Here is a 12,221-nt window from a genome sequence, read left to right on the forward strand (position 1 = left end):
AAAAATCAGATCGCGATCATCTCTTCGCCGCGCAGGAAACTCAACAGCGGCAGCAGCGGTAGGCCGAGAATGGTAAAGTGATCGCCTTCAATCAGCTCGAACAGATGCACACCCAGACCTTCGAGCTGATAGGCGCCGACACTCGTCGTCACCTTGTCGCCCGCAGCGTCCAGATAGGCATTGATCGCCTCATCATCCAGCTTGCGCATGGTCATATGCGCCACGGAGACATTGGAGAACAACGTCGCACCATCGCAAACGACGGCAAGCGCTGAATGCAATTCGTGGGTCCGGCCCGCGAGGATCGCAAGTTGTTCGGCCGCCTGTTCCCGTCCGGCGGGTTTGCTGAACATCCGATCGCCGAGCGCCAGGATTTGATCGGCGCCAAGAACATAGCGGCCGGGATGACGCAGCGAGATAAAGGCTGCCTTCCGCTCGGCTAGCAAGGCTGCGATCTCGCCAGGCGCCGTCAATCCGGATTTCTGCTGGATGCCGCGCTCGTCGATATCCGCCGGCATCGCGTCAAACGTAATGCCAGCATTCGCCAGCAACTCACGACGCGCCAAACTTTGCGACGCCAGGATCAGCGGTTGCACGCCACGCCAAATGGTCATTCGGACATCCTCTGACGCTGGCGATCGGCCAACAGTTTCATGATGGCCGCCGCGGTTTCCTCGATGGAGCGACGTGTCACTTCCAACAAAGCCCAGCCGTATTTGGCGCTAAGCTTGCGAGCATAGGTGACTTCGTCCGTGACCGACTGGCGATCGATATAATCGTCATTGGCCGTATCACTGCCAATGCTGAGAAGCCGGTTCTGGCGAATCTGAATCAAGCGCTCCGGCGTCGCGTGCAGGCTGACCACCAGCGGATTTTTCAACGTCTCAAGCTGATGGGGAATGGGGATGCCGGGGACGAGCGGCACATTGGCCGTGCGCACACCACGATTGGCAAGATAGATCGATGTCGGTGTCTTCGACGTGCGCGAGACGCCGACCAGAACCACATCCGCTTCTTCGAGGCCTTCCACATGCTGGCCATCGTCATGCATCATCGAATAATTCAGCGCGTCGATACGCTTGAAATATTCGGCGTTGAGCGTGTGCTGCGCACCGACGCGGCCGGTGGTCGACGCACCAAGATAAGCCTGAAACAGCTGCATCACTGGCCCGATGATCGACAGGCTCGGGCTGTTGATCTCCTGGCACTTGGCTTCCAACCGGCCAACCAGATCTTTTTCCAGCAGCGTGAAGAGAACGATGCCGGGCGCTTCCTCTATTTCGGAGAGCACGCGATCGAGTTGTTTCTGGCTGCGGACCAGCGGATAGACATGCTCGACCGGCGTGACATTCGCATATTGCGCCGCGACGGCGCGGGCCACCGTGATCAACGTCTCACCGGTCGAATCGGAGACCAGATGAAGATGAAAATAGCTGCCGGTGGTGGGCACCATGATCGTGTATGTCCTGTGAATCTCTGTGGAGCTTTTCCGGGAAATCGACCATCGCCTCGGCGGGCCCGGGATAACTCGGTTTTTTCTTCACAGGGCTCATGAAGAGGAAAAGCTCTGAGGCTGCTCTGAATGATAATGGGGTTATCCGGGTTTGTCTTGGGATAATCCAGTGCACGGCGACGGTAAGCCTTTGCGCTGCATATCGAACTTGCATGCAAGCCGCTTTGGGGAAATCACGTGGCGATGTGCATAAGCGTGGGACAGTTCCGGGATTGTTTTGGGCGGCTGAAATCCACTGTCACTTAGACTCAAACCTAAGATTCTATAAATATTATTTAAGAGAAGGATGCCTTGCGGATAGTGCGGTGATCCGCTCTGTATCGGCGCGTCCTGCAACGCGGCTTTCCGGTGAAATGTTCCGGTGTCTGCACGTGCGGTGTGACGCAGCGATGCTGGAAAGAACTTTCGAATGTATGAATGGGCCAAGGCGCTGCATGTGATCGCCGTCATCTCCTGGATGGCGGGGATGCTCTATCTGCCGCGACTGTTCGTCTATCACTGCGATGCGGAGATCGGCTCGAAGCAATCCGAAACCTTCAAGGTGATGGAGCGTCGTCTGCTCAAGGCGATCATCAATCCGGCGATGATCGCCACCTGGATCCTCGGCCTGTATCTCGCCTGGGCCGGTCACTGGTTCAGCTCGGGCTGGTTTCACGCCAAACTGACGCTGGTGCTGCTGATGTCTGGTGTTCATGGCTTCCTGAGTGCCCGGGTGCGTGATTTTGCTCAGGACAAAAATACGCGGACTTCTAAATTCTATCGAATTATCAACGAGGTACCCACAATTTTGATGATCCTGATCGTCATTTTGGTGATCGTGAAGCCGTTCTAGGCCAAATTTGTCATCACAACCGCCGTTTCGGCTCCTTGCGCGACACCCTGCGATTTTCTATATTCGCGTCATCCCACCCCACGCAGGCGGATGTGGTTTGTACCGGTTTCGCTTTTTGAACCGGCCACCGCATCAGGTTTGAAGCTCCTTCAGCACCTTCCTCGCTCAAGACTTCCTGGCCAGAGACCTGCGGACTTTCCTGATCTTTTCCAGCGTCCGCATCCGTCTTGGCTACCTCGCGCTCCCTCCCCGACTTTCCACAGGATCCCTCCCAATGCGGGAAATGAAACTCCAGGACCTCAAGGCCAAGACGCCAGCCGAGCTTGTCTCGTTTGCGGAAGAGCTCGGGGTCGAAAATGCCAGCACCATGCGCAAGCAGGAGCTGATGTTCGCGAGCTTGAAGCAGCTGGCGATCAAGGAAACCGACATCATCGGTGAAGGCGTCGTTGAGGTTCTCTCCGACGGCTTCGGCTTCTTGCGGTCACCCGATGCGAACTACCTGCCGGGTCCGGACGATATCTACGTCTCGCCCTCGCAGATCCGCCGTTTTGGCCTGCGCACTGGCGATACGGTCGAAGGCCATATCCGCAGCCCGAAGGAAGGCGAACGTTATTTCGCTTTGCTCAAGGTCAATACGCTCAACTTTGAAGATCCCGAGAAGTCGAAGCACAAGGTCAATTTCGACAACCTCACCCCGCTGTTTCCGGACCAGCGCTTCCGCCTCGAGCTGGAAGATTCGACCCGCCGCGATCTCTCGGCGCGTGTCATCGACATCGTCGCGCCGATCGGTAAGGGTCAACGCGCACTGATCGTCGCGCCGCCGCGTACGGGTAAGACCGTGCTGATGCAGAACATCGCGCATTCGATCACCGCCAACCACCCGGAATGCTATCTGATCGTTCTTCTGATCGACGAACGTCCGGAGGAAGTCACCGACATGCAGCGTTCGGTGAAGGGCGAAGTCGTTTCCTCGACCTTCGACGAACCGGCCGTCCGTCACGTTCAGGTCGCCGAAATGGTGATCGAGAAGGCCAAGCGCCTTGTCGAACATGGCCGCGACGTGGTCATCCTGCTGGATTCGATCACCCGCCTTGGCCGCGCCTACAACACCGTGGTGCCGTCATCCGGCAAGGTGCTGACCGGTGGTGTCGACGCCAACGCGCTGCAGCGGCCGAAGCGCTTCTTCGGTGCGGCCCGTAATGTGGAAGAAGGTGGTTCGCTGACCATCATCGCTACCGCGCTGGTCGATACTGGCAGCCGTATGGACGAAGTCATTTTCGAAGAATTCAAGGGCACCGGTAACTCGGAACTCATCCTGGACCGCAAGGTCTCGGACAAGCGGACCTTCCCGGCGATCGATATCTCGCGCTCGGGCACCCGCAAGGAAGAGCTCATCACCGATCCGCAGCTGCTCAAGAAGATGTATGTGCTCCGCCGGATCCTCAATCCGATGGGCACGATGGACGCTATCGACTTCCTGCTCGACAAGCTTCGCAACACGAAGAACAACTCGGAATTCTTCGATTCGATGAATACGTAAGTTTCGAGGCTGTTCGAGCGAACAGCTTCAGGACTGCAAAACGCGCCGTTGCGAAAGCAGCGGCGCTTTTTTGTGTCGGTTCTTTGTACTGGCCGTGACTGTCATTCCGGGATGTACGGAGGTCGGCGAAGACGCCTGATGCACAGACCCGGAATCACGGATTGTCTTAAACATCTCGGGATTCTGGGTTCAGAATCCCCATTGCATCGCATCGCCCCCATCGGCAAATAGGCGATGCATCCACGCGACCAGACGATCTACGCTTTGTCCTCCGGCCGCCCGCCGACGGCGATTGCGATTGTCCGCGTGTCAGGTCCTCAGGCAGGTGAGGCGCTGACGCGTCTGGCAAGGAAGCTGCCGGCGCCGCGGATGGCCACCCATGTTCTCCTCTCGGATGACCGGCTCGGCCCGATCGACGATGCGGTGGTGCTGTGGTTTCCGGGGCCAGCGAGCGCGACCGGCGAGGACATTGCCGAGTTTCATATCCACGGTGGGCGCGCGGTACTGGCCTCCTTGTTCGAGGTGCTGGGCGCTATCGACGGCTTGCGGCCGGCGGAGCCCGGCGAATTTACACGCCGAGCGTTCGAGAACGGCAAGCTCGATCTGACTGAGGCGGAAGGCCTCGACGATCTGATTCACGCGGACACTGACCGGCAGCGGCGTCAGGCGCTGCGGCAGCTCAAGGGACTGCTCGGCGACAAGGCGCGCAACTGGCGACAGCAGATCATCGAGGCGCTGGCCCTGGTCGAAGTCGGCATCGATTTTTCTGACGAAGGCGACGTATCCGCCGAATTGCTGGCGCCGGCTTTGGCGAAAGCATCGGCGCTGCATCGGGAGATCGAGGAGGTGCTGGCGGCGCAGGGTCGAAGCGAGCGGTTGCGCGACGGTCTGGTGGTGGCCATCGCGGGTCAGCCTAATGTCGGCAAATCGACGCTGATGAATCAGCTCGCCCGGCGCGACGTGGCAATTGTTTCACCGCATGCCGGCACCACCCGGGACGTTATCGAGGTGCAGCTGGACCTCGACGGTTATCCGGTGACGATCATCGACACCGCCGGCATCCGCGAGACAGCGGATCCGGTGGAAGAGGAGGGCGTGCGCCGGGCGCGGGCTCGGGCGGCCGAAGCGGATCTGGTGCTATGGCTGGTCGACTCCGGCGCGGAGGCGTCCAATCCGGGGCAATGGTTGGCGGAATCTGAAACGCCGGTCTGGGTGGTCCGGAACAAGGTCGATCTGATCCAGGGTGTGTCGGACGGGCCAGACTTGTTGATCGCAATTTCTGCAGAGCGCGGCGATGGCCTCGCACAACTGTTGGCCCTGCTGGTCGACTTCGCCGGTCGGTACTTTGGGAGCGGTGAGGCTGGGCTGATTACCCGGGAGCGGCAGCGTCTTTTGCTGCGCAGCACATCGAGTTTGCTGCAGCATGCTGCAGCATCGGCTGAGCAAGGGGAAGAATTCGTTGCCGAGGATATGCGTGCTGCGGCGCAGCAATTGGGACTGCTGCTGGGACGTGTCGATGTGGAAGATATCCTCGATAGCATCTTCCGAGATTTTTGTATAGGTAAGTAATATTTCTTTATTCATTTTTTAATGAAATGAATATTGAATCAATTCGGCGTGGAACTCTCGGTACGTGGAACTCTCGGTAAAAGTATAGAGATTTCAGCCATCATTGCGAGCGAGCGAAGCAATCCAGAAGGCCGGGTAGCTGTCTTGCAAAAACAAGACTCCTTCGTTGCAATATGCCCCTCGCCACGGCGCGCTAACAAGAGGCTAAACAAGAGTCTGTTTCACGTGAAACAGTCCGGCTCTCTGATCCTCTTCAAGGACGTCTGTTGTTTCACGTGAAACACCGCCTGTGGATTTCCCTTCAATCCTGGCGTCACCCGCGTTAGAAGCTGCGGCCATGCAGGACAAGTTTGACGTCATCGTAATCGGGGGAGGCCATGCCGGCTGCGAGGCCGCGGCTGGTGCTGCGCGCATGGGCGCGCAGACGGCACTGGTCACGCACCAGTTCGCGACTATTGGCGCGATGTCCTGCAACCCCGCCATCGGCGGTCTGGGCAAGGGTCATCTGGTTCGCGAAGTCGATGCGCTGGACGGATTGATGGGACGCGTGGCCGATGCCGGCGGCATCCAGTTCCGGATGCTCAATCGCAAGAAGGGCCCGGCCGTCCGCGGCCCGCGCACCCAGGCGGACCGCAAGCTTTACGCTGCAGCGATGCAGGCGGCGATCGTGGCGACCGAGAATCTGAGTGTGGTTGAAGGCGAGGCCGACGACCTGCTGATGTCAAATGGCCGGGTCACTGGCATCCGTCTGGCCGACGGCCGCGAACTCTCCGCCGGATCGGTGGTCATCACCACTGGGACCTTTCTGCGCGGCCTGATCCATCTCGGCGAGAAGAACTGGCCCGCTGGCCGGATCGATGAAGCTCCCGCACTCGGCCTGTCCAAGGCGTTCGAGCGCGTCGGTTTTACCCTCGGACGGCTCAAGACCGGCACGCCACCGCGGCTCGATGGGACCACCATCGACTGGGCCGGGGTAGAGATGCAGTCCGCCGACGATCCGCCGGAGCCGTTCTCGGTCATGACCGAGCGGATCACCAATCCGCAGATCCAGTGCGGCATTACGCGCACCACACCGGCCACCCATGAGGTGATCCGCGCCAATGTGCATCGTTCGCCGATGTATTCCGGCCAGATCAAGAGCTCAGGGCCGCGCTATTGCCCGTCCATCGAGGACAAGATCGTCCGCTTTGGCGATCGCGATGGTCACCAGATCTTCCTGGAGCCGGAAGGCCTCGATGACTCCACGGTCTATCCCAACGGCATCTCTACCTCACTGCCCGAGGAGGTTCAGGCTGCGATCCTGGCCTCGATCCCCGGTCTCGAGCGAGTCCGCATGGTCCGCCCGGGTTATGCGATCGAATATGACCACGTCGATCCCCGCGAACTCGATCCGACGCTGCAAACCAAGCGCGTCCCTGGCCTGTTTCTGGCCGGGCAGATCAATGGCACCACAGGATACGAAGAAGCCGCCGCCCAGGGTCTCGTCGCCGGTCTGAATGCGGCTTTGGTGGCGAGCGGTAGCCAGTTGACCGTATTCGATCGCGCCGATGGCTATCTCGGCGTGATGATCGACGATCTGGTCACCCGCGGGATTACCGAGCCCTATCGGATGTTCACTTCGCGGGCCGAGTATCGTCTCACGCTGCGTGCCGACAACGCCGATCAGCGCCTGACCGACAAGGGTATCAGCCTGGGATGTGTCGGCAGCGCTCGTTCGGTCCGGCATGGCGCCAAGATGGAAGCCCTCACCGTCGGTAAGGCCCTGACCCAGGCGCTGTCGATCACTCCTAACGGGGCGGCGAAGCATGGTCTGGTGCTCAATCACGACGGTCAGCGTCGCTCTGCCTTCGATCTCCTGTCCTACCCAGAGACCGAATGGGCCACCGTGATCCGGATCTGGCCAGAATTATCGGCCATTGACCCAGCGATCGGCACCCATATCGAGATCGATGCCAAATATGATGTCTATCTGAAGCGTCAGACCGCGGATGTGGAGGCTTTTCGCCGTGACGAGGGTCTCTCGCTGGTGGATGTCGACTATGATGCGGTCCCCGGACTGTCCAATGAGGCCCGGGCGAAGCTCAAGGCAGCGCTTCCTCACACTGTGGGGCAGGCGGGACGTCTGGATGGTATGACTCCGGCCGCATTGGCCATTCTCGCGGCCTATCTCCGCCGCGAAGCACGCAAGCCGAAGGCTGCTTTGGCCTAGTCGGTTGTTTCACGTGAAACAGGAAGCCGAAATCAACGCGGCTCCGTTGAAGATGGCTTCGCTGGCCGGCGGGGCCAGAAGGCAATAGCTGCGACGGCCACCGTAAAGAGGATCACGGCGACGATCGTCTGGACCACATCGAAATTGAGTGCATCACGCGAGACGAACAGCGCCGTGATGGGTGCTGCCAGCATCAGGAAAAGCCGTACGATCACACTCATGGTCATCTGCCTCCAACGATGATTCATTGGAGGCCGGACTCGTCCTGCTCGCATTGATCCTGGTCAACTCACTGTCCTGAATCCTCTATACTGCAAACCCTTGCGCCCTCAGGACGGCATTCAGCTGGTTATCAGAGGTGCTGAACAGGTCGTACAGGACGGCGTAAGGGTCGCCTTCAAGCTTGAGAGCACGCGCAAAGGCAGGCTCTGTCTTTACTCCTCCGGCCCGTAACGCGCAGATGGCGGTGTGGAAGGCGGGTCCGCCCAGGGTCAGCAGTCGCTTCTCGACCTCGAAGTGCCGCCAGCCAGCTTGATCCTGTACCGGAGTCGAGCTGACGAAGATTTCGAATGGCCATCCATACGCTTCGAATGTCGCGATCACCGGTCGGCCTTTGGCCGACCATTGATAGATGGCAAAGCTTTCGGACTCGCCGAAGTGCTTCCAGACAAGTTCAACAGCCGCGGACAGGTCGGCGGCGCAACAGATGATATCGATGTCACTGTTGGGCCGGGCGACACCGAGCGGCAGCGTGCCGATCACATGCGGGTCGAATGGTTCGAGGATGCGGAGCAGGCCGGCGCGTCGAAGGGCATCCTGATAGGTCGGTCGCTCATTCATCGGCAATTCCCGCCCGGATTCGTCGCCTCAATCCGGCAATTTGATAGCGGCTGTAATGGACTCAGAGTATGGATGGGTCCCAACAGCTTTTCAGACAATCCAATGGCGCAACGATCCCAGCAAGCGGCTCCCGCACCCCGGCTCGATGCCGATAAGGCTGCGGCCTTGCGGCTGACACCTGTTTCACGTGAAACGGAAGACAGGCTCGATCGCTATGTCGACCTGTTGCTGCAGTGGCAGGCCAAGACAAATCTGATTTCGCCGGCCACGCTTCCAAATCTCTGGACGCGCCATATCTCGGATTCGCTGCAGCTTCTGAACCTCGCGCCTTCAGCCATGACCTGGCTCGACTTCGGCAGCGGCGGAGGTTTCCCCGGTGTGGTTCTGGCCTGTGCCATGGGTGATGTCGCTGGCGGACATGTTCATCTCGTCGAGCGCAACGCCAAGAAGGCGGCGTTCCTGCGCGAAGCGCTGCGAGTGACGCAAGCCCCAGGCACAATTCATCTGGCTGACATCGGGGATAATGTGGATAGATTTCCCGAGCATGTCGATTGCATCACCGCGCGTGCCGTTGCCTCGTTACATATCGTCATCGGTTTCGCCGAGCCCCTGATGAAGTCGGGCACAAAAGCCTTATTTCTCAAGGGTCAAGATGTAGAATCGGAATTGACCGAAGCTACTAGATATTGGAATATAAGCCCGCGCCTGCATGCCAGCCTGACCGGCGGACAAGGCTGGATCGTCGAACTCGACCGGATCGAGCGACTGACCCCGTCCGCAAACCAAAATGGCCACACCAATGACCGTAATTGATCAGCAATATCAAGAGCATACGTCAAATACGGTGCCTGGCCATCCCCGCATCCTGGCGCTGGCGAATCAGAAGGGCGGCGTTGGCAAGACCACGACCGCGATTAATCTCGGCACCGCACTCGCCGCGATCGGCGAGCGCGTGTTGATCGTCGATCTCGATCCGCAGGGCAATGCGTCCACCGGTCTCGGCATCGATCGTCGCAATCGCAACTGCTCGACCTATGACGTTCTGATCGGCGAAGCGCCGCTGCGCGACGCCGTCGTCGTCACCGCCGTGCCGCGTCTGCACATAGCCGCCTCGACTATGGATCTGTCGGGCCTCGAGCTTGAACTCGGTTCGGCCCGCGACCGCGCCTTCCGGCTGCGCGATGCGATCGGCGAGTTGAACAACAATGTCTCGCCGGGCTCCGACTATACTTACGTGCTGATCGATTGCCCGCCATCGCTCAACCTTCTCACCGTCAATGCCATGGCCGCGTCGGATGCGATTCTCGTTCCGCTGCAGTGTGAGTTCTTCGCACTCGAAGGTCTGTCGCAATTGTTGCAGACCGTGGAGCAGGTGCGCTCGACGCTGAATCCGAACCTGTCGATCCATGGCATCGTGCTGACCATGTTCGACTCGCGCAACAACCTGTCAAACCAGGTGGTTGCCGATGTCCGCGAATTCATGGGCAGCAAGGTCTACGAGACCATGATTCCGCGCAACGTCCGCATTTCGGAAGCGCCGTCCTACGGCAAGCCGGTGCTGGTCTATGACCTGAAGTGCTCGGGCTCTGAAGCCTATCTGCGGCTCGCGACCGAAGTGATCCAGCGCGAGCGCGACCTGCGCACCGCTCACTGAGCAAGTCGGGTGGGCAAAGCACAGCGTGCCCACAACAGCGGATTGCAAACGATAATGGCAGGCACGGCGCAAGTACGCCTTGGCCCAGCCTGCAACCGAATTTCAAGTTTGAGTACGGAGTGGCGCGATGAGTTCGAAGGGATTGGCGATGGCTGATGAAGCGCGTTCGCGGCTGGGCCGCGGTCTTGCAAGTCTGATCGGCGATGTCGGCGGCGAAGCCGCGCATGTCGAGCGTCCTTCGCGTAACCAGCGCAAGGTGCCTATCGAATTTCTCAAGGCCAATCCGCGCAATCCGCGGCGGGTCTTTGCGGATGCGGAACTCAGCGAACTCGCGGCGTCGATCAAGCAGCATGGCGTGATCCAGCCGATCGTGGTGCGGCCGGTGAAGGGTAGCAACGATCGCTTCGAGATTATCGCCGGCGAACGCCGCTGGCGCGCGTCGCAGATCGCCGGTCTACATGAAGTGCCGATCGTGCCGCTCGACGTGACGGATTCGGCCGCGATGGAAATCGCGATCATCGAAAACGTCCAGCGCGAAGATCTCAACGCGATGGAAGAGGCGCAGGGCTATCACGCGCTCGCCGAGACCTACAAACACAGCCAGGACGAGATCGCGAAAATCGTCGGCAAGAGCCGCAGCCATGTCGCCAACATGATGCGCCTCACCAAGCTGCCCGAGGACGTGCAGGGCCTGATCGCTTCCGGTCAGTTGTCCAACGGTCACGCTCGCGCGCTGATCAACCTGCCGGACGCATCGGGCGCTGCGAAGCGGATCATCGCCGAGGGACTGAACGTTCGTCAGACCGAAGCACTCGCGCACGAAGAGGGCGTGCCGGAACGCGCGCCGCAGAAGCCCCGCACGTCGTCTCCCAAGGCGGCGAAGGATGCCGACACGATCGCGCTGGAAAAGCGGGTCAGCGACGTGCTCGGGCTGAAGGTGTCGGTGGATCACCGCGATCCCGGCGGCACCGTGATCATCAAGTATCGTGATCTCGATCAGCTCGACGAAATTCTGAAGCGGCTGGATTCGGAGAGCTAACCGCGCCGCCTTGCATTCACGGCAATCGACATCAACGCCCTCTGTGCGATCACCGCGCCGAGGGCGTTTTGCTTGCGGACGTCGAGGGCGGCGACAGCGAGCTGGTCGATGATGTTCACCAGCCGCTGTGCGGAGAAATTTCGCAGCGCTGCTTCCACCGTTCCCTTGCGGGAAAAATGCAGCCGCGGAAATCCGCTTTCCACGGCTGCTGATGCCGAACTACCAGCCTCCACCAGCAGGCTGGCTTTGTGCAGCAATGCGGCCTGGCGCTGCGCGGCCATCATGATCATGCCCGGATAAGTTCCGGCGATCATCGCCTTGTTGAACTCGACTTCCACCGCGGCGGGATTCCCGGCAAAGGCGCCGTCGACAATTGGATCGATCTTCAGCTCGGACGCGTCGGCGACGACGGCCATCACGTCGTCGAGCGTGACTTCGCCGGTACCATGCGCATAGAGCGTGAGCTTGCGGAGCTCGTTACGCGATGCCTGCCGATCGCCGCCGAGCAGCGACATTAGTGTGGCGCGTGCATCCGGCGCCATGCGGAGATTGGAGACGCGGAGCTCTTCATCGATAAGCTTTGCGAGATCGCGCTCGGTGTCGGGGTAACAGGCGATGGCCACCGCGGTCCTGGCCTTCTCGCAGACTTTCCGCAAAGGTGATTCCGGCCTGAGCTCGCCGGCCTCGATCACGATGCGGCAGTCCTTGATGTCGGAATCGGCGAGCGTGTCGACGCCGCTGGAAAAATTCTTGGAGCCTGCGCGGACGCGGATCGCGCGACGACCGCCGAACAGCGGCACCGTCATGGCTTCTTCGACGAGACGCGACGGCTCGGCGGCCAAATCATCGCCGTCCATGCGAACCAGCGAAAATGGATCATTGGGATCGTCGACCGCGGATTTCATCAGCGCGTCGGCGCGTTCGCGAACGAGTCCAGCGTCAGCTCCGTAGAGCAGGATAATGGGCCGGCCGGCATCCGGCCTGGCCAGGAACGTGTCGATATCTTTTCCGCGAAGCGCGACCAC

General features: G+C 60.0%; 12 protein-coding genes. 7 read left to right on the top strand and 5 right to left on the bottom strand.

Annotated elements, in window-relative coordinates; translation table 11 throughout:
• Positions 1–5: 5 nt before the first annotated feature.
• Positions 6–614 (bottom strand): Maf family protein, encoded by a 609-nt coding sequence (locus AB7951_RS27985; RefSeq protein WP_120287678.1) that lies wholly within the window; start codon positions 612–614, stop codon positions 6–8.
• On the bottom strand, positions 611–1,450 hold the full coding sequence (locus AB7951_RS27990) for a pyruvate, water dikinase regulatory protein (protein ID WP_089263669.1): 840 nt from the start codon (positions 1,448–1,450) through the stop codon (positions 611–613). Before AB7951_RS27990 ends, AB7951_RS27985 begins: the two co-directional genes overlap by 4 nt.
• A 472-nt stretch (positions 1,451–1,922) precedes the next feature.
• On the opposite strand from AB7951_RS27990, the gene hemJ reads away from it, so the two are divergent.
• The 4 genes from hemJ to mnmG all read left to right on the top strand — a co-directional run bounded on the left by hemJ (position 1,923) and on the right by mnmG (position 7,663).
• On the top strand, positions 1,923–2,345 hold the full coding sequence (hemJ, locus tag AB7951_RS27995; RefSeq protein ID WP_116659673.1) for a protoporphyrinogen oxidase HemJ: 423 nt from the start codon (positions 1,923–1,925) through the stop codon (positions 2,343–2,345).
• Between the two features lie 274 nt (positions 2,346–2,619).
• A complete protein-coding gene (rho, locus tag AB7951_RS28000; protein WP_068730228.1) occupies positions 2,620–3,885 on the top strand; it encodes a transcription termination factor Rho in 1,266 nt (421 codons plus the stop codon).
• A gap of 234 nt (positions 3,886–4,119) precedes the next feature.
• Entirely contained in the window at positions 4,120–5,454 is a 1,335-nt protein-coding gene (mnmE, locus tag AB7951_RS28005) for a tRNA uridine-5-carboxymethylaminomethyl(34) synthesis GTPase MnmE (protein ID WP_120287677.1), read from the top strand.
• Positions 5,455–5,791: 337 nt separating this feature from the next.
• Complete coding sequence (mnmG, locus tag AB7951_RS28010) at positions 5,792–7,663, top strand: tRNA uridine-5-carboxymethylaminomethyl(34) synthesis enzyme MnmG (protein ID WP_120287676.1); 1,872 nt, start codon at positions 5,792–5,794, stop codon at positions 7,661–7,663.
• 32 nt (positions 7,664–7,695) lie between these two features.
• Here mnmG and AB7951_RS28015 read toward each other — a convergent pair whose 3' ends face one another.
• Both AB7951_RS28015 and AB7951_RS28020 read right to left on the bottom strand, forming a co-directional pair.
• The gene (locus AB7951_RS28015) at positions 7,696–7,884 is read right to left on the bottom strand and encodes a hypothetical protein (RefSeq protein ID WP_092141968.1); all 189 of its coding nucleotides are present in this window, start codon (positions 7,882–7,884) and stop codon (positions 7,696–7,698) included.
• 85 nt (positions 7,885–7,969) lie between these two features.
• A complete protein-coding gene (locus AB7951_RS28020; RefSeq protein WP_120287675.1) occupies positions 7,970–8,503 on the bottom strand; it encodes a DUF4269 domain-containing protein in 534 nt (177 codons plus the stop codon).
• Positions 8,504–8,605: 102 nt separating this feature from the next.
• Here AB7951_RS28020 and rsmG point away from each other — a divergent pair, with 102 nt between their 5' ends.
• The 3 genes from rsmG (at position 8,606) to AB7951_RS28035 (ending at position 11,196) form a co-directional block, all read left to right on the top strand.
• The gene (gene rsmG, locus AB7951_RS28025) at positions 8,606–9,316 is read left to right on the top strand and encodes a 16S rRNA (guanine(527)-N(7))-methyltransferase RsmG (protein ID WP_120287674.1); all 711 of its coding nucleotides are present in this window, start codon (positions 8,606–8,608) and stop codon (positions 9,314–9,316) included.
• Entirely contained in the window at positions 9,303–10,157 is an 855-nt protein-coding gene (locus AB7951_RS28030) for a ParA family protein (RefSeq protein ID WP_068730223.1), read from the top strand. The genes rsmG and AB7951_RS28030 overlap by 14 nt, the downstream gene beginning before the upstream one ends.
• Before the next feature lie 148 nt (positions 10,158–10,305).
• Positions 10,306–11,196: a ParB/RepB/Spo0J family partition protein gene (locus AB7951_RS28035; RefSeq protein WP_120287673.1), complete on the top strand. Its 891-nt coding sequence runs from the start codon at positions 10,306–10,308 to the stop codon at positions 11,194–11,196.
• Here AB7951_RS28035 and holA read toward each other — a convergent pair.
• On the bottom strand, positions 11,193–12,221 hold the full coding sequence (gene holA, locus AB7951_RS28040) for a DNA polymerase III subunit delta (RefSeq protein WP_439062036.1): 1,029 nt from the start codon (positions 12,219–12,221) through the stop codon (positions 11,193–11,195). The two genes, AB7951_RS28035 and holA, sit on opposite strands and share 4 nt — an antisense overlap.

The sequence above is a fragment of the Tardiphaga sp. 285_C5_N1_2 genome (assembly GCF_052076065.1).
In the GTDB taxonomy this organism is placed as follows: Bacteria; Pseudomonadota; Alphaproteobacteria; order Rhizobiales; family Xanthobacteraceae; genus Tardiphaga; species Tardiphaga robiniae.

Coding starts and splice junctions, on each gene's coding strand:
- AB7951_RS27985 (WP_120287678.1), bottom strand. CDS start 614: ATGACCATTTGGCGTGGCGTGCAACCGCTGATCCTGGCGTCGCAAAGT.
- hemJ (WP_116659673.1), top strand. CDS start 1,923: ATGTATGAATGGGCCAAGGCGCTGCATGTGATCGCCGTCATCTCCTGG.
- rho (WP_068730228.1), top strand. CDS start 2,620: ATGCGGGAAATGAAACTCCAGGACCTCAAGGCCAAGACGCCAGCCGAG.
- mnmE (WP_120287677.1), top strand. CDS start 4,120: ATGCATCCACGCGACCAGACGATCTACGCTTTGTCCTCCGGCCGCCCG.
- mnmG (WP_120287676.1), top strand. CDS start 5,792: ATGCAGGACAAGTTTGACGTCATCGTAATCGGGGGAGGCCATGCCGGC.
- AB7951_RS28015 (WP_092141968.1), bottom strand. CDS start 7,884: ATGAGTGTGATCGTACGGCTTTTCCTGATGCTGGCAGCACCCATCACG.
- AB7951_RS28020 (WP_120287675.1), bottom strand. CDS start 8,503: ATGAATGAGCGACCGACCTATCAGGATGCCCTTCGACGCGCCGGCCTG.
- rsmG (WP_120287674.1), top strand. CDS start 8,606: ATGGCGCAACGATCCCAGCAAGCGGCTCCCGCACCCCGGCTCGATGCC.
- AB7951_RS28030 (WP_068730223.1), top strand. CDS start 9,303: ATGACCGTAATTGATCAGCAATATCAAGAGCATACGTCAAATACGGTG.
- AB7951_RS28035 (WP_120287673.1), top strand. CDS start 10,306: ATGGCTGATGAAGCGCGTTCGCGGCTGGGCCGCGGTCTTGCAAGTCTG.